The 16,586-nt window shown below is 58.4% G+C and carries 14 protein-coding genes; 9 read left to right on the top strand and 5 right to left on the bottom strand.

Annotation, left to right across the window (positions count from 1 at the left end; translation table 11 throughout):
• Window positions 1–59: 59 nt before the first annotated feature.
• From RLO149_RS15175 to RLO149_RS15160, 4 genes are all read right to left on the bottom strand, one after another.
• Window positions 60–3,203, bottom strand: coding sequence for an efflux RND transporter permease subunit (locus tag RLO149_RS15175; RefSeq protein WP_013962984.1), 3,144 nt, complete (start codon window positions 3,201–3,203; stop codon window positions 60–62).
• Between the two features lies 1 nt (window position 3,204).
• Window positions 3,205–4,242, bottom strand: a complete 1,038-nt coding sequence (locus tag RLO149_RS15170; protein WP_201766492.1) for an efflux RND transporter periplasmic adaptor subunit — start codon at window positions 4,240–4,242, stop codon at window positions 3,205–3,207.
• A gap of 278 nt (window positions 4,243–4,520) precedes the next feature.
• On the bottom strand, window positions 4,521–5,903 hold the full coding sequence (locus RLO149_RS15165; RefSeq protein WP_013962982.1) for an endonuclease/exonuclease/phosphatase family protein: 1,383 nt from the start codon (window positions 5,901–5,903) through the stop codon (window positions 4,521–4,523).
• 135 nt (window positions 5,904–6,038) lie between these two features.
• Complete coding sequence (locus RLO149_RS15160; protein WP_013962981.1) at window positions 6,039–6,617, bottom strand: TlpA family protein disulfide reductase; 579 nt, start codon at window positions 6,615–6,617, stop codon at window positions 6,039–6,041.
• Between the two features lie 24 nt (window positions 6,618–6,641).
• Between RLO149_RS15160 and argH the strand changes: the two genes are divergently transcribed.
• The 5 genes from argH to RLO149_RS15135 all read left to right on the top strand — a co-directional run bounded on the left by argH (window position 6,642) and on the right by RLO149_RS15135 (window position 12,691).
• Window positions 6,642–8,042, top strand: coding sequence for an argininosuccinate lyase (argH, locus tag RLO149_RS15155; RefSeq protein ID WP_013962980.1), 1,401 nt, complete (start codon window positions 6,642–6,644; stop codon window positions 8,040–8,042).
• On the top strand, window positions 8,042–8,218 hold the full coding sequence (locus RLO149_RS15150) for a hypothetical protein (RefSeq protein WP_169315067.1): 177 nt from the start codon (window positions 8,042–8,044) through the stop codon (window positions 8,216–8,218). Before argH ends, RLO149_RS15150 begins: the two co-directional genes overlap by 1 nt.
• A gap of 168 nt (window positions 8,219–8,386) precedes the next feature.
• Window positions 8,387–8,695 carry a DUF2834 domain-containing protein gene (locus RLO149_RS15145; RefSeq protein ID WP_013962978.1) on the top strand — a complete coding sequence of 103 codons (309 nt, stop codon included), beginning with the start codon at window positions 8,387–8,389 and terminating at the stop codon, window positions 8,693–8,695.
• A gap of 96 nt (window positions 8,696–8,791) precedes the next feature.
• Complete coding sequence (gene lysA, locus RLO149_RS15140; RefSeq protein ID WP_013962977.1) at window positions 8,792–10,057, top strand: diaminopimelate decarboxylase; 1,266 nt, start codon at window positions 8,792–8,794, stop codon at window positions 10,055–10,057.
• A gap of 42 nt (window positions 10,058–10,099) precedes the next feature.
• Window positions 10,100–12,691 carry a TIGR02302 family protein gene (locus tag RLO149_RS15135; protein WP_013962976.1) on the top strand — a complete coding sequence of 864 codons (2,592 nt, stop codon included), beginning with the start codon at window positions 10,100–10,102 and terminating at the stop codon, window positions 12,689–12,691.
• A 15-nt stretch (window positions 12,692–12,706) separates the two neighbouring features.
• Here the strand turns inward: RLO149_RS15135 and RLO149_RS15130 are convergent, their stop codons facing one another.
• Window positions 12,707–13,510: a zinc-ribbon domain-containing protein gene (locus RLO149_RS15130; RefSeq protein WP_013962975.1), complete on the bottom strand. Its 804-nt coding sequence runs from the start codon at window positions 13,508–13,510 to the stop codon at window positions 12,707–12,709.
• Window positions 13,511–13,675: 165 nt separating this feature from the next.
• Between RLO149_RS15130 and RLO149_RS15125 the strand changes: the two genes are divergently transcribed.
• From RLO149_RS15125 to RLO149_RS15110, 4 genes are read left to right on the top strand one after another with little or no spacing between them, the layout of a single operon-like run.
• Window positions 13,676–14,353, top strand: a complete 678-nt coding sequence (locus RLO149_RS15125; protein ID WP_013962974.1) for a cell division ATP-binding protein FtsE — start codon at window positions 13,676–13,678, stop codon at window positions 14,351–14,353.
• The gene (locus RLO149_RS15120; RefSeq protein WP_013962973.1) at window positions 14,353–15,243 is read left to right on the top strand and encodes a cell division protein FtsX; all 891 of its coding nucleotides are present in this window, start codon (window positions 14,353–14,355) and stop codon (window positions 15,241–15,243) included. Before RLO149_RS15125 ends, RLO149_RS15120 begins: the two co-directional genes overlap by 1 nt.
• The gene (locus tag RLO149_RS15115) at window positions 15,243–15,974 is read left to right on the top strand and encodes a lysophospholipid acyltransferase family protein (protein ID WP_013962972.1); all 732 of its coding nucleotides are present in this window, start codon (window positions 15,243–15,245) and stop codon (window positions 15,972–15,974) included. Before RLO149_RS15120 ends, RLO149_RS15115 begins: the two co-directional genes overlap by 1 nt.
• Window positions 15,958–16,575: a pyridoxamine 5'-phosphate oxidase family protein gene (locus tag RLO149_RS15110; protein WP_013962971.1), complete on the top strand. Its 618-nt coding sequence runs from the start codon at window positions 15,958–15,960 to the stop codon at window positions 16,573–16,575. Before RLO149_RS15115 ends, RLO149_RS15110 begins: the two co-directional genes overlap by 17 nt.
• Window positions 16,576–16,586: the final 11 nt, after the last annotated feature.

The following is a 16,586-nucleotide window of genomic DNA, read 5'->3' as shown; positions in this document are numbered from 1 at the left end:
TAGAAGACCAGAGTTCAAGCTGCACGCCTGCCCCATACATCGACTGCCAAAATGGCCGCCTAGTCCTTGGCTTCCTTTAAGGGAAACAAAGTCCGGATTGTCACATAGAATACAGGCGTGAAGAAGAGGCCCAAAAATGTCACGCCTGACATGCCGAAAAACACTGCCGTACCAAGCGCTTGGCGCATCTCCGATCCAGGCCCGGTGGCGATCATCAGGGGGACAACACCCAGGATAAACGCAAAAGCGGTCATCAAAATTGGCCTCAGCCTCAGCTTGCTGGCTTCAAGGGCCGCCTCAACGGGGGAGAGGCCGCGTTCTTCCTGCGCCTGTTTGGCAAACTCCACGATCAGGATGGCGTTCTTGGCCGCGAGACCGATGAGCACAATCAGCCCAACCTGCGTCAGGATGTTATTGTCCATGCTGCGATACATGACACCGGCCAAAGCCCCCAGAACCGCAAGCGGCACAACGAGGATGATGGCAACGGGCAGGGCCCAGCTTTCGTAGAGGGCGGCGAGGAACAAAAAGGCGAAAAGGATGGAAAAGCCGAAAATATAGGCGGCTGTATCGCCCTGATTACGTTCCTGCAAGGCCAGTTCAGTCCATTCAAAATCAACGCCCGGCGGCATCAGGGATGCGGCCATTTCCTCCATCGCGATAAGCGCTTCACCCGTTGATACGCCCGGTGCCGCAGAGCCTTGGACGGGAACAGATACTTGCTGATTGTAGCGCTGCACCAACGCGGGGCCTGCGGTATCAACGATAGACACCAATGTGCCCAGCGGGACCAGTGCACCAGTTGCGGTGCGCACCCTGAGCGCGGTGATGTCTTCTTCGTCCAGTCGGAATTGTTCGTCCGCCTGCGCGCGCACCTGAAATAGCCGCCCCAAGGCGTTGTAATCGTTCACATAGGCAGAACCGAGGTTGATCGCGAGTGTTTCGAAAATTTCGCCAATGGGCACGTTCAGCATCTGTGCTCTGACGCGATCAATCTCCAGATAGACCTGTGGCGAGCTTGCGGAAAACGTCGTGAACACGCCCTGCACCTTGTCGGACTGCGCAGAGGCCCCCATGATGGCATAGGCCGTGCCGAGCACGCGCGACATGTCCGCGCTTTCGTTTTCGCGCAGTTGCAGCTTAAAGCCGCCACCGTTGCCAACGCCGCGCACAGCCGGAGGGGCAATCGCGATGATGAACGCTTCTCTGAGGGATTGCATGCGTCCGAAAAGCTGACCGACGATTGCGCCTGCGTCCAGCCCTGATTCAATGCGGTTTTCAAAGCTGTCGAATGTGGTGAAAATCACGCCCTGATTGCTGGCATTGGTAAAAGTTGCCCCTGAGAAACCTGCAAAGGCGACGGCATTTGTCACCCCGGGTGTTTCAAGGGCAATTTCGGTTGCTTGCCGTATGACAGCGTCCGTGCGTTCCAGAGAGGCGCCATCGGGCAATTGCACCACGACAATGGCATAACCTTGATCTGCGTCTGGAATGAAGCCGGTCGGAACCTCCTGATTGATCCAATAGGTCACCCCAAGCAGCCCGGCAAAGGCTACAAATGACAGCGCCAGCATTTTGTATGATCGCACAAGTACCGAGACGATTGCGACATACCCGTTTGTCAACTTTTCAAACCCGCGATTAAACCCATCGGACAGCGGCCGTGTCAAAAGCGTCAGCGGGTTGCGTGACGGTGTGTCACTGTGGGGCTTTAGGATGCTGGCAGCGAGGGCAGGCGACAATGACAGGGAATTTATCGTTGAAATCACTGTCGCCACGGAAATCGTAACAGCGAACTGCTTGTAGAATTGTCCGGTGATGCCGGGCACCAATGCGGCGGGGACAAACACCGCGATCAGAACCAGCGTTGTGCCGATGATCGCACTTTGCACTTCGTCCATTGTGCGTGCCGAGGCCTGCCGGGGTGTCATCCCGTTCTTGATGTTGCGTTCGACGTTCTCGACGACCACGATTGCATCATCGACCACGATGCCGATGGCAAGGATCAGGCCAAAAAGCGTCAGCAGGTTCAGCGTATAGCCAAGGGCAAACATCACCGCAAAGGTGCCGATCAATGATACCGGGATGGCAAGCAGCGGTATGATGGCTGTGCGCCAGCTTTGCAGAAAGATAAGAATAACCACGACCACCAGTAAGACCGCCTCAAACAGGGTCTGATACACGGCGTTGACGGATGCCGATATGAATTCGGTCGGGTTGTAGACGACCTGATATTCAAGCCCGCGTGGGAAATCCTCGGCCAGTTCATCCATGACCGCTATGATCTCATCCGCAGATGCCAGCGCATTTGAGCCGGGTCGTTGAAAAATGCCCAAGGCCACTGCCGGTTTGTTGTTGAGGTATGAGTTATTTACATAAGACCTCGCGCCAATTTCTACGCGCGCCACATCCCGCACGCGCACCACGCGGCCGTCTTCGGAGGCTTTCACGATGACGCGGCCAAACTCACGCGGGCTTTCAAGCCGTCCTTGCGTGGTGATGGTGACCTGAAACGCGCTGTTCGTATCGTTCGGGGGCGCGCCGAGCGAGCCGCCGGATACCTGCACATTCTGCTCGCGCAGGGCATCAACCACGTCAGCGGCTGTCAGACTGAGCGAGGACAACCGATCCGGATCGAGCCAAACGCGTGCTGAGAACTCCCGTTCGCCGAAAATCAACAGATCGCCGACACCATCAAGACGTACCAGACGGTCGCGCACCCGTGCCCGTGCGTAGTTCGACACATAAAGCTGATCAAAGGTCTCATCCGGTGACAGCATATGCACGACCATCATCAGATCGGGCGAGGACTTGGTCGTTGTGACACCAAGCGCACGCACCTCTTGCGGCAAGCGCGGCTCAGCGATGGCGACACGGTTCTGAACGAGCACCTGCGCGGCATCAAGGTCGGTGCCAAGCTCGAACGTAATGCTCAGGCTCATGGACCCGTCTGCCGTGGAAAAGGACGACAGATAAAGCATCCCTTCCACACCGTTGATCTCTTGTTCCAAAGGTGTGGCGACGGTCGCAGCGATGGTTTCGGCATCTGCACCGGGGTAGTTCGCACGCACAACAATCGAAGGCGGTGCAATTTGCGGATATTGCTCAATAGGCAGCTGCGTGTAGGCGAGCATGCCGACAATCGTCATGATAACGGACATGACGATGGCAAATATGGGTCGGCTGACGAAAAAACGGCCCATTCTAGTTTTCCGCAACCAGCGGTAATTCCACCCGTTCCGGGGTGACCACGCTGCCGGGGCGGGCGCGAATGATGCCTTCGATTACGATCAGTTCGCTGCCGTCGAGCCCTTCGCGTATCACGCGGTAGCCATCAATGCGCGGCCCGGGACGTACAGGGATGGGCGTGACGTTGCCCTCTGCATCCACGCTCATCACGAGGCGTCTGTTTTGGTCCGCGACGATTGCCGCATCGGGCACCAATATACCCTCGTAGGGCAGCGACCCCGGCACGTTGACACGACCAAACAAGCCCGGCGTCAGCACTTCATCGGGGTTGTCCAGAACTGCGCGCACCCGCAGCGTACCGGTTTCTGCGTCGATCCTGTTCTCAGAAAAGTCGAGGTATCCGTGGATCGGGGGGATGCTTTCGTCTGACAGGGACACTCTGACCTTCAACTCGCCGCCGCCCTCTTGCAAGGACGCACCGCGCGCGCGCGCATCGCGGGCGTAGGCAAGAAAATAACGCTCATCAATGTCAAAAAAGAAATAGATGGGATCAGAGGATACGATTGACGTAAGCTCTGTCTGATCGGCGAGAACGAGGTTGCCGGGGTCGACATGGGTCTGATCGATCCGGCCTGACATCGGGGCTGTGATTTTAGTGTATTCAAGGTCCAGTTGCGCCAATTCCAACGCTGCCCGCGCTTGCTCAAGCGCCCCTTGTGCGGCGAGATATGCCTCTCTGCGGGAATCGACTGCGCTTTGCGAGATGTTGCCATTCGTAATCAGGGCTTCGGCGCGTTCCAGTTGATCCTGCGTGAAAATATAGGTGGCCTGTGCCACATCGATCTGAGCCTGCGCCTGTCGCAATGCGGTCAGGAATCGGCGTTGGTCAATTGTGTACAAAAGCTGACCTGCTTCGACCCGGCTGCCGTCATCGAAATGCACCGTTTGCAGATACCCCGAAACGCGGGCGCGCACGATCACTTCGCCTTCGGCTTCAAATCGCCCGACAAACTCATCGTCTTCGATGATGGTTTTGACAACGGGGGTTGCCACGGTGACCGGCGGCGGTCCGTTTTGCGCGTTTGCGCTTACTCCGGCAGAAACAACAATGATTGAAAAGAAAAGTCGCGCCAAGAACGGCATAGGGCAGTGCCTCCGGTTATGCGGCGAAGCTAAACCTATCCCACAGCCCGTCAACGCTTTTTCTGTTCAATCTGAAACAGCGGGCTGCGGTTGTGTTTTCTAACGCTTGAATCTGGATAAAATGCACGCAAGGTGCGATTTAGACAAATTATGCGGCCAAAATTACGGATAACTGCCTAAAGCTTGTCTTATCCTGGCGGCTCTGTTGCATCGCAAACATCAAGAAATGCATCGGAAAAGTCGCTCGCGAGCTCAACCCACATTGGCAGATGGTCGCTCATTTTATACGTGCGCCAGTTTTTGTAAGATTGCTCAGAGCGTTGCGGCTGATACGTCTCGCGCTCATCCAGACGGTACACGTGGTCGAAAAAGTCAAAGACGTTCGCGCCATGCACCTTTACATGCGCATATCCCCGGCTGCGTTTCGGTTCCCAGAACGCGATTTGGTCGTAGGCTTTTGACTTATCTACATTCGATCCGGGGATTTGCTTTATTTTCTCTGGCACTTCGAAACCGTTTGCCTCCAGAGCCTGCATTGTTTCGTGTTCCGGGCTGATGATGTTGAAGTCACCCAACACGGCAGTCACGACCGCATTTTCGGGGTTCTTTTTCATCTCTTTTGATGCCCGGTTTCCGATGGCCTCGGTTAGTCTGACAATCTCCCTTCGACGCTGCGCCAGCAGTTTGTCGTCTTCGTTTGAGCCAAAGTAGATGTGAACGGTGGCAAGATCGATTTTTAACCACCCTGCCTGAAAACTAACCAGAAACGGGGTGCGCGCAAACTGCTTGAAACTCTGGTCGAGGGCATTGCCCGGAAACCTGAGCCGGAATGCGTCGCCTTGGACTACGTCCAGTGGAACATCAACGTTCACTTGACCCCGTGTGTTGGGTGGGCGGGTAACCTCGGTGCCTTTTGTTACTGCCAGCCCGCTGCCATCGGGCAGTTGCAGCATCGTGCCGTCGGGCAAAGGAATTTCCACATCCTGATCCAAACGTACTGTGCTGTTCTTGCGCAGGGACCGTGCGCGGTAGATGCCGGATAAATCCGCCCCTGCGGGGAGTTGCAAGGCGATCCCGTTTTCCAGCTTGATACGCTCTCCGAAACTCGCCAGAACCTTCTTGCCTTCGGGCAGCGTCAACTCGCCCGCGATGTTGCGAAACCGCACGCGATTTCGGTTGAACATAAAGACCATCCGCTCGCCGTTTCCGGCAGCGCCATCCGTCACATCTGTCGCGATATAATCCCAATCGGGTCCTAGAATATCCAGCAGTTGGGTGAATTCGCGCATGTCATCGCGCACCTCCTGTATGGCGGCGATATCAAAGTTCGAGATGATCTCGGCCATGTAATAAAGCGGCTCATACGTATCGCGCCCGTCGAATTTTGCATTGCCAAACTCGCGGATGTTCCATGTGCCGATGCGAACCGTCCCCATGCGATCTGTATGGGTCGGAAAATGCTCAGCAAGCGCCAAGCGTAGTCGCCGAATACCGGCAAGCGTGCGCTTTCGCAGTACTTCTTCGGGAGAACCAGCGGGATAGCTTATGCGTAAATTGCTGTAAAACGGCACGGTGCACGCCTTTCAAAAACCAATGGATAGAATATCCATTAGCCTAGAGATATCTGGTCACAGGTCCAATGTTTCCTGCACAGCAGGAGGGCTGTGGGGAATTCTGGTTAAACCGCAGCGCAGCACGCGCATAATTCAGGACGGCGCGCGGGCCAGAATTGTCTCGATGATGGCCTTGGCGTTATCTGATGCCCAATCTGCGTCGCCGCGCAGCCGTGCAACCTCTTTCCCCTCAGGGTCAATCAGAACGGTGATCGGCAGGCCAAAGATCGCCATCTGGCTTGCCAGCGCCTGTTTCGGATCCTGATGGCGCGGCAGGTTATCGATGCCGATCTCTTCAAAGAACTTCTTGATCCCGGTAGGCGAATTGCGTCCTGTCGCGATGGTGAGGACTTCGAAATCATCTCCGCCAAATTCTGTCTGTAATTCAGACAGGTGGGGCATTTCAACCCGGCAGGGCGCACACCATGTGGCCCAGAAATTCAGCAATACATATTTGCCCCGATAGTTTTCCAGCGTCGTCGTGCCTGCGTCATCGGCCAGAAAGAACTCCGCATTCGACGTGTCCTGCGGGGTCGCATGAAACACCAGTTTCTTCATGTCGCCTTCGCGCATTTGTGCTGCGGCCGCAAGATCGGCATGGGCCGCCGTGCCCACGGTGATTGCACCCAAGGAAAGGGCCGTATAAACGAGCGCGGATACCAGATTTTTCATTTTCCCTCCAAGGGGTGAACACAGATGACAGACACGCAGAACCCGAAATCCTCCAACCAGATGTGGGGCGGCCGTTTTGCCAACGGGCCCGATGCGATTATGGAGGCAATTAATGCCTCAATCGGGTTCGACAAGCGTATGGCTGCACAAGATATTGCAGGGTCGCGTGCGCATGCCGCGATGCTGGGCGCGACAGGCATCGTTGAGCCTAGCGATGCCGAGGCGATGGGGGAAGGGCTTCTCACGGTCTTGTCAGAAATTGAGACGGGAAATTTCGCTTTCTCGACGGCGTTGGAAGACATTCACATGAATGTGGAGGCGCGTCTGAAAGAGATCATCGGTGAACCCGCGGGGCGTCTGCACACGGGCCGCAGTCGCAATGATCAGGTCGCCACGGATTTCAAGCTCTGGGTGCGCGATCAGTTGGATGCGTCTGAGGCCGGATTGCTGGCGCTGATCCGTGCGTTGCTGGATCAGGCCGAGGCCGGGGCGGATTGGGTCATGCCCGGTTTCACGCATCTGCAGACAGCCCAGCCTGTGACCTGGGGCCATCACATGATGGCGTATGTTGAGATGTTTGGGCGTGACCTCAGCCGTGTGCGGGACGCGCGTGCACGCATGAACGAAAGCCCGCTGGGGGCGGCGGCACTTGCGGGTACGTCCTTTCCGATTGACCGCCATATGACCGCAGAAGCGCTGGGGTTTGACCGGCCCGCCGCGAATTCCCTTGATGCGGTGAGCGATCGCGATTTTGCCCTCGAATTCCTGAGCACGGCCAGCATCTGTGCCATGCACCTGAGCCGTTTTGCCGAAGAACTGGTGATCTGGTCCTCCGCACAGTTCCGCTTTGTGGCGCTGTCGGACCGCTTTTCGACCGGTTCTTCGATCATGCCGCAAAAGAAGAACCCGGACGCGGCTGAATTGATCCGCGCCAAGGTCGGTCGCATTTTCGGTGCCAATACGGCGCTGATGATGGTGATGAAGGGCCTGCCGCTGGCCTATTCCAAGGACATGCAAGAGGATAAAGAGCAAGTCTTTGACGCTGCTGATAACCTCATGCTCGCGCTGGCGGCAATGACCGGCATGGTCAGCGACATGACAGCCAACCGCGAAAGCCTCGCGCAGGCGGCGGGTTCGGGGTTCTCAACGGCCACAGACCTTGCGGACTGGTTGGTGCGCGTACTTGGCCTGCCGTTTCGCGAGGCCCATCACATCACCGGTGCGCTGGTTGCGCTGGCCGAAGCGCAGAAATGCGATCTGCCCGATCTGACGCTGGAGGATATGCGTGGGGTGCACGCAGACATCACAGCGGACGTCTTTGATGTGCTCGGGGTGGAAAACTCGGTTCAAAGCCGTATATCTTATGGAGGAACGGCACCCGTTCGGGTGCGCGAACAAATCGCTCGATGGAGGGCACTGATCTGATGACCCGATGTGTCGCGATGTTGATGTTGGCCGGTACACTGGCCGCCTGCGGTGTTGACGGTGAACCGGTGCGCCCGACAGTCGGTGCATCTGTCGCGGTTGGCTCAGGCGGTGTGAATTCAAACGTCGGGGTTGGTTTGAACCAAGGCCCGTTTTCGATATTTTTGGGGCTTTAGACGCTGTGATGATGCGGCTTGCCCTGATCTTGTCCCTTATCCTCGTGTCCGGCTGTACTGGTTCGCAGGTCTCGCATCGGCAACCGGTCGCAGAACCTGCGCCAAAAACGGGTGTAAGCATTTCCGGGTACGCGCGGTACGGCGTGGTCAAAAGGGGCTGAACCAGATATGTTGCGTGTCGTTTTCTTTGCACTGGCGATTTGGGGGTCCATTCACCCCATGTATTACTTCATAAGCTGGTTCAACGCCAACGGCTATGACCTGATGGCCATGGTCGATGCATGGCATGTCAACGCCGCTACAAGCGGTTTGGTCTGGGACCTCACGATCGCCGCCGTGGCGCTGACCGTCTGGGTGCTGACTGAAACCTTCCGCACGCGCCGTTGGCTGGGTCTGATCGCGATCCCTGCAACCTTTTGCATCGGTGTCAGCTGCGGCTTGCCGCTGTATCTGGCGCTGCGGATGCAAAATCGCTGAGGGCTGAGGCTGCATATGCAACTGCCTGTTGGGCCGAAACGCCGCGCGCGGCAAAGGCTGATTGATCTTGTCTGCGCTTTTGCGTAGAGCGCGCACATGGATCATTTTCTCTATCGCGATGGCGTTCTGCACGCCGAAGATGTACCGGTGCCCGAGATAGCGGCCACCGTGGGCACGCCGTTTTATCTCTATTCCACCGCAACGCTTCTGAGGCATTTCCGCCTTTTTGATGAGGCGCTTGATGGGATGGACCACCTCGTGTGCTACGCCATGAAAGCGGCCAGCAATCAGGCGATCCTGAAAACCCTCGCACAGGCCGGGGCGGGGATGGATGTGGTGTCGGGCGGTGAGTATCTGCGCGCCAAGGCCGCTGGGGTGCCCGGCGACAAGATTGTGTTTTCAGGTGTCGGCAAGACAGCCGCTGAAATCCGCCTCGCACTCGAAGGGGGCATTCGACAGTTCAATGTTGAGTCCGAGCCGGAGATGGAGGTGCTGAATGCCACGGCGCTTGCGATGGGTGTCACAGCGCCGATCACCATTCGTGTGAACCCGGATGTCGATGCCAAAACGCATGCAAAGATTGCCACCGGCAAGTCCGAGAACAAATTCGGCATCCCGATTTCGCGCGCCCATGAGGTTTATGCGCTGGCCGCCTCGTTGAAGGGGCTGGAGGTGATCGGCATTGATGTGCATATCGGCAGCCAGTTGACCGATCTGGCCCCGTTTGAAGCCGCCTATGACAAGGTTGCGGAGTTGACCGGGCAATTGCGCGCGCAGGGGCACAACATCCGGCGTCTGGACCTCGGTGGGGGTCTCGGTATTCCTTACACGCGGGACAATCAGGCGCCGCCTTTGCCGTCCGACTATGGCGCGATGATCAAGCGCAAGCTGGGGCATCTGGGATGCGAGATCGAAATCGAGCCGGGTCGGCTGATCGTCGGGAACGCCGGTATCATGGTCTCTGAGGTGATTTACGTGAAATCCGGTGAAGACCGCGATTTTCTGATCATTGACGGGGCGATGAATGATCTGATCCGCCCGGCCATGTACGAAGCCTATCACGATATCATTCCGGTGGTTGAGCCTGATCCTGGGATTGAACAGGTGAAATTCGATATTGTCGGCCCTGTGTGCGAATCGGGCGATACCTTCGCGCGCGCGCGGGTCATGCCGCCGGTCGCCGCCGGAGAACTCGTCGCCTTTCGCTCTGCGGGTGCATATGGCGCAGTAATGAGCAGCGAGTACAATTCTCGCCCACTTATTCCCGAAGTTTTGGTGCATGAAGATCAATTTGCGGTTATTCGCCCACGTCCAACCTTTGACGAAATGATAAAACGAGATACCATTCCTACTTGGCTCTGATGGACACTATGCATCCGAGCCTTTGGCAACGGAGCATGACATATGGCGTCTTTTTCCCGACATGATGCGGAAAAAACATTAAAATCAGTCAGATGGCCCCTGCGGTTGACGTGGCTGGGACTGCTGACCGAAGCTGTTGTGCACAGTTTCTGGCCATTGCTGACGGTATGTCTGCTTGTCATGTCGGCGCTGATGTTGGGGCTTCAGGATATTGTCGGCGTCGAAATTGTCTGGGGATCAGCGGTAATTTCCGCTCTCGCGGTCATTGCGGCGCTTATTTACGCCGCCCGAAATTTCCGCCTGCCGACCAGAGACGACGCGATCCTGAGGCTTGACGCGAGCTTGCCGGGCAGGCCGCTGCAGGCGCTCACGGACACGCAGACCATCGGGTCCGGGGATGCGGCGTCGACGGCAGTCTGGCGCGCGCACCAGACGCGCATGGCTGCGCGGGCGGTATTGGCCAAACCCGTTCCGGCAGATTTACAAACTCCCAAGCGTGATCCTTATGCGCTGCGTTACATGGCGCTGTTGGCGTTCGGCATTGCCCTGTTGTTTGGATCTATATGGCGGGTTGGTTCCGTGTCCGAAATGACTCCCGGTGGGGCCGGTCTTGCCGCAGGGCCGGTCTGGGAAGGGTGGGCCGAAAGCCCGCGCTATACCGGGCGGCCGACCATTTACCTCAACGACATTGACGCGGGCGATTTGGCGGTTCCGGCGGGCAGCTTGATTACAATGCGGATGTACGGTGAGGTCGGCGCGCTGACCCTCTCGGAAACCGTGTCCGGGCGTACAGATGTCGCTGCCGTTTCCGACCCGGCACAGGATTTCATCGTCGTACAGGATGGGGATATCACCATCAGCGGTCCGGGCGGGCGTAGCTGGCAAGTGGTTGTCATTCCGGATCAACCGCCGGAAATTACGGTTCTGTCTGACCCCAGTGCCTCGGCCATGGGTGAGATGACGTTGCCGTTCTATGCGGTCGATGACTATGCGGTAGAGGCCGGAGAGGCGCGGTTTTCGCTTGATCTGGCCTCCGTCGATCGCCGTTACGGTCTGACGATTGACCCTGAACAACGCCCCGAACTCATCGTGCCTTTGCCAATGCCGATTTCCGGCAGCAGAGCCGAATTTGAAGAGAACCTGATCGAAGATTTCTCTGAACATCCTTGGGCAAACCTGCCCGTACAGGTCAGCCTGTCGGCGCTGGATGGCGCGGAACAGCAGTTTGAAACAGAACCACGTGCCATCGTGCTGCCGGGCCGGCGGTTCTTCGACCCGGTCGCGGCCGCGGTGATAGAAGCGCGGCGCGATCTGTTATGGTCGCGCGCCAATGGGCCATCCATCGCGCAGGTCATGCGCGCGGTGTCCTATGAGCCGCAGGACCTGTTCCGTAAAGAGACCGATGCGTTACGCCTGAAGCAGGTCATCAAGGCGTTGGAAATACACGCAAAGCATGGGATTACGGACGAGAAGCAGCAAGAGCTTGCGGATGATATGTGGGACCTCGCGCTGATCCTCGAAGAAGGCGATCTGGCAGATGCCGCTGAGCGGATGCGCCGGGCGCAAGAACGTCTCAATGAGGCGATCAAGAATGGTGCATCGGACGAAGAGATCGCCGAGCTGATGCAGGAGCTGCGCCGCGCGACCGAAGACTACCTGCAGCAATTGTCTCGTCAGGCGCAACGCGACCAGCAGCAACAGCCGCCAGGGCAGCAGGGCGATCAGCAGAATTCGATGCAGATGACACAGGATGATCTGCAACGCATGATGGACCGCATTCAGGAGTTGATGGAGCAAGGGCGCATGGCCGAGGCGCAACAGGCGTTGCAAGAGCTTCAGGAGATGATGGAGAACATGCGCGTCACCCAAGGGCAGCAAGGTCAGGGCGGTCAAAGCCCGGGCGAACAAGCCATGGAGGGTCTGTCGGAAACGCTGCGCGAGCAGCAAGGGCTGAGCGATCAGGCGTTCCGCGATTTGCAGGAACAGTTCAACCCGAATGCACAAGCCGGCGAAAATCAGGGCAACGAAGGCCGCAATGGCGGTCAGGGGCGCGGCACGGAACATGAAGGCGAAGGTCAGGGGCAGGGCGGTGAACAGGACGGACAAGCCCAGAATGGTCAGCAAGGCGAAGGCGGTGCGCAGGGAAGCATTGCAGACCGTCAGCAAGCCTTGCGCGACGAGTTGAGCCGCCAGCAACAGAACCTGCCGGGTGCCGGGACACCTGAAGGGGATGCCGCGCGCGACGCGCTGGACCGCGCCGGGCGTGCGATGGATGGGGCAGAGGATGCACTGCGCCAGAACGATTTGGCGGAGGCGATCGACAATCAGGGTCAGGCCATGGAAGCGCTGCGCGAGGGCATGCGCGCACTTGGCGAAATGATGGCCGAACAACAGCAAAATGGCCAGCCGGGTCAGGGCACGCAAGAAAGCGACCAGCGTGCCGAGAGCCGCGACCCTTTGGGACGTGAGGCGGGCAATTCGGGTGTGCAGGGCGAAAACAGCCCGCTTGCGCTGAACGATGATGCCTATGGGCGCGCGCGCGAATTGCTGGATGAGATCCGCCGCAGGTCAGGCGACACAGAACGGCCTGAGGTCGAACGCGATTATCTGAACCGTCTGCTGGACAGGTTCTAGACGCCGCGCCGTTTGTTAAGGGGTGCCGCTGCCTGAAACCTGATCAAGCCAGGTCAGCAATGCTGTGACCTGAGTGTCCAGCCAGACACGCCACCCGTCGGCCATCTCCACATAACCCATCAGTGCGGGCTCTGCCTGCGGCATTTGCTGTGCGATCTGCGGTGCGTAAACATAGACCAGCACGAGACCTGCGACCAAGGCGGCGGCAAGAACGAAACCACGCCGGGCGCTTCGTTTTTCCTGCACCTCGATCTGGGCAGTCTGTCCGGGGTCCGTGCTGGCAGAGCGATCAGTGTTAGAGCGCAGCGTCGAATTTATCTCTTCGATATCCGGTAACAACTCGCGGCGGCTGGATATGGCTGATGATGCGGCTTTTGCAAAGGTTGCCTCATCCTTCTCGGGATTGGGTGCCGGTCGCGTCTTTTGCTCAGCTTTGCTGCTGTCTTGGGTGCGGCGTTTTTGGGGGGCATCGTCAAGGCCGAGGTCAGGTTGGCTTTCAAGGCTGGACTTTTCAGCCTTGCGCGCTTGTGCTTCCAACTCAGCCTCGGCGCGCAACACGTCCTCGACTGCCGGGTCCAGCGCCCGGCGCACCGGAGGCGTGGGCAGTTCGGGCGTCTCTTCCGGTTCTTCGCGGGTCTGTGCAGGTTCCGGTGTTTTTGGCAGATCAAGCGTTTCTGTCGGCGCATCGTCCGGTGCGTTCGGATGCTCCTGAAACCACGTCTGGCCACAGTTGGAACACTGCACATCGCGGCCATCCAGCGGCATCACATCTTCGGGCACTTCATACTGTGCGTCGCAATTGGGGCAAATCAACCGCATACTGAACCCTGCTGCATGGTTTCCATGGACCTTTTCATTTTGTGACACCCTATGTGACAGGTGTTTCAACGAAAAGTCTTAACTGAGCATAAACTCGGCAAGTGATGCATTGAAACCAGACCGGACCTGAGGCACAAGAGCCTCAGGCAAGGACCCGGAGGTCACGTGATCGAGCTGGACAACGTCGCTTATAGTTATAGTGGTGGCGCATTATTTTCGGATATATCCCTTACACTTGCGCCGGGCTCTTTTCATTTTCTGACAGGTCCGTCAGGGGCAGGAAAGACCACGTTGCTCAAGCTGTGTTACGGCGCTTTGTTGCCGTCGGTCGGGCAGGTTAGCGCCTTTGGCGCAGATCTCGCAGGTCTTGATCGCGAACAGATGGCCCTGTTGCAAAGGCGCGTCGGTGTTGTGCATCAGGATTGCCAGTTTCTGGATCACCTGTCGGTGGCGGAGAACATTGCACTACCACTGCATGTGACCGGGCGTGGGGCAGAGGGTGCGCATGACGACCTGATCGAGCTCATGGGCTGGGTGGGCCTGACCCACCGCGCCACGGCAATGCCGCCAGAGCTTTCAGGGGGCGAACGCCAACGTGCGGCTCTGGCACGCGGGGTGATCATGTCACCCGACGTGATCATCGCGGATGAGCCGACCGGCAACGTCGACTGGGAGATGTCACAGCGCCTTTTGCGCCTGCTGATCGAATTGAACAAAATGGGTAAAACAGTGCTGATCGCGACCCATGACCTCAGCTTGATCCGGGCGGCGAAATCTCAGATTCAGGCCCGTGTGCTGCGGATTGCAAACAATCGGGTGCAGCTTTCCGGGGCGGATCTGTGATGGGCGTCAAGGAAATCCTGCTGGGGGATCGCGGCGCTGACCGCGTTGTGCCACCCTCAGGGGTCACGGCGCAGCTTATCGTCTTTGCTTCGGGTGCCATGGCCTTTCTGGCGGTGTTCGCACTGGCCCTCAGCCTTGCATCTGGCCGGTTGGCGGCGCGCTGGGGGGATGAGTTGGCGCAATCAGCCACCATCCGCATTGTTGCCCCGTCAGAGCAATTGCAAGACCAGACGGCACTGACGCTGCGCATCCTTGAAACCACGGCTGGCGTTGCCTTTGCCCGCGCGCTGGATGTTGAAGAACAACGCGCTCTGCTGGCGCCATGGTTCGGGCCTGAACTGGACATTGATACTCTGCCGGTGCCGCAACTGATCGAAGTCATTCAGGAAGACAGTGGCTTTGACGCGGCGGGTTTGCGGCTGCGACTAGCGGCCGAGGTGCCGGGGGCAGTTTTTGACGATCATACACAATGGCGCGCGCCACTGGTGCAATCGGCGAACCGCCTCAAGGCGCTTGGCGTCGTGTCGGTGCTCCTGTTGGCCGTTACCATGGCGGCCATGGTGACGTTAGCGGCCAATGCGGCGCTGGCGGCAAATGCGCAAGTCATTCGCGTGCTGCGATTGGTGGGGGCGACCGACCAGTTCATTGCGCGTGCTTTTATCCGCCGATTTACGCTGCGGGCTGTGGCCGGTGCCGCTGGTGGTATGGTGCTGGGCATGGGGGCGGTGTTGCTTTTGCCGCCCGCCTCGGATGCGGGCGGATTTCTCACTGGTCTTGGGTTTCAGGGCGCTCAGTGGCTCTTGCCGCTGTTGATCCCGGCCCTTGCTGCTGCTGTGGCCTTCAGCGCAACGGGCTGGGCTGCCCGCCGCGTCCTCAAGGAGTTGTCGTGATGTTTCAATACCTGCGATCCGTGCTGTTCATTGCGCAAATGTATATTGCGATGCCGATCATTGGTTTGTTGTTCGCGCCTTGGGCATTGGTGGACAAACGCGGTGCCTTTGCCGCTTGCAAAGGCTATTCGCGCTATGTGTTCTGGACGGCGAAGTGGATGGTCGGGCTGCGTTGCGAAGTGCGCGGGACGCCGCCTGAGGGTGAAGCGCTGATCGCGGCCAAGCATCAGTCGTTCCTTGATATCATGATGATCTTTACCGCCTTGCCCTCGGCGAAATTCATCATGAAAAAGGAGATACTCTATACGCCCATCATCGGACTTTATGCGCGGCGTCTGGACTGTGTATCGGTGGATCGCGGCAAACGTGGCGCGGCCATCGAAAAGATGGTGGCGGATGTGCAAGCCGGGCGCAGCACGCCGGGACAGCTGATCATTTATTCGCAAGGCACGCGTGTCCCGCCGGGTGAAAAGCGCCCGTACAAGGTGGGGACGGGCATTCTTTACGAACAGTTGGGTCAGCCATGTGTGCCTGTGGCCACCAATGTGGGGGTCCTTTGGCCCAAACACGGGCTGTTGCGCAAACCGGGGGTGGCGGTGGTTGAATTTTTGCCGGTGATCGAGCCGGGCCTGCCGCGTGATGCGTTTATGAAACAGTTGGAAAACGTGGTTGAGACACGTTCCGATGCGTTGATGGCAGAAGCGGGGTTTGGGGATGGAAACGACACCTAGCCGGATCGCCAGCGTTGAGGCGCTGGAGTCGCTTTATGGCACGCCCGGCGCCCCTGCGCTGCGCAAAGTGGCGCGCCGGATGACACCGCTTTATCGCCGTTGGATCATGGCCTCAAAGCTCTGCGTGCTGAGCACGGTGGGCCCAGAAGGCACCGACGGCAGCCCGCGCGGGGATGACGGCCCTGTGGTGCAGGAACTGGACCCCGGAACGCTGCTGATGCCCGATTGGCGGGGCAACAACCGGTTGGATTCGCTGCGCAATATCGTGCAGGATGGGCGCGTGTCGCTGATGTTCATGGTGCCGGGGTCGCATAATGTGGTGCGTGTGAATGGCACGGCGTGGCTGAGCAACGACGCTGACTTGCGCGCGCGGTTTGAGCGGCAGGCGCGTCAACCTGCGACTGTCATCGTTGTTGAGATTGCGGAGATTTACACCCAATGCGCCCGGGCGTTGATGCGTGCGGGGCTGTGGTCTGGTGATGATCTGTCCGAAGATGTGCCCACCGTTGGCGAGATCCTGTCGGAAATGTCCGACGGGGACGAGGGTGGCACCGCCTATGATCAGGCATGGGGCGCGCGGGCCGCTAAAACCATGTGGTAGCCCGCGCGCGT

Source organism: Roseobacter litoralis Och 149 (assembly GCF_000154785.2).
GTDB lineage: Bacteria > Pseudomonadota > Alphaproteobacteria > Rhodobacterales > Rhodobacteraceae > Roseobacter > Roseobacter litoralis.
The sequence above is the reverse complement of the archived record's forward strand: the minus strand, read 5'-3'. Positions and strand labels throughout refer to the sequence as shown.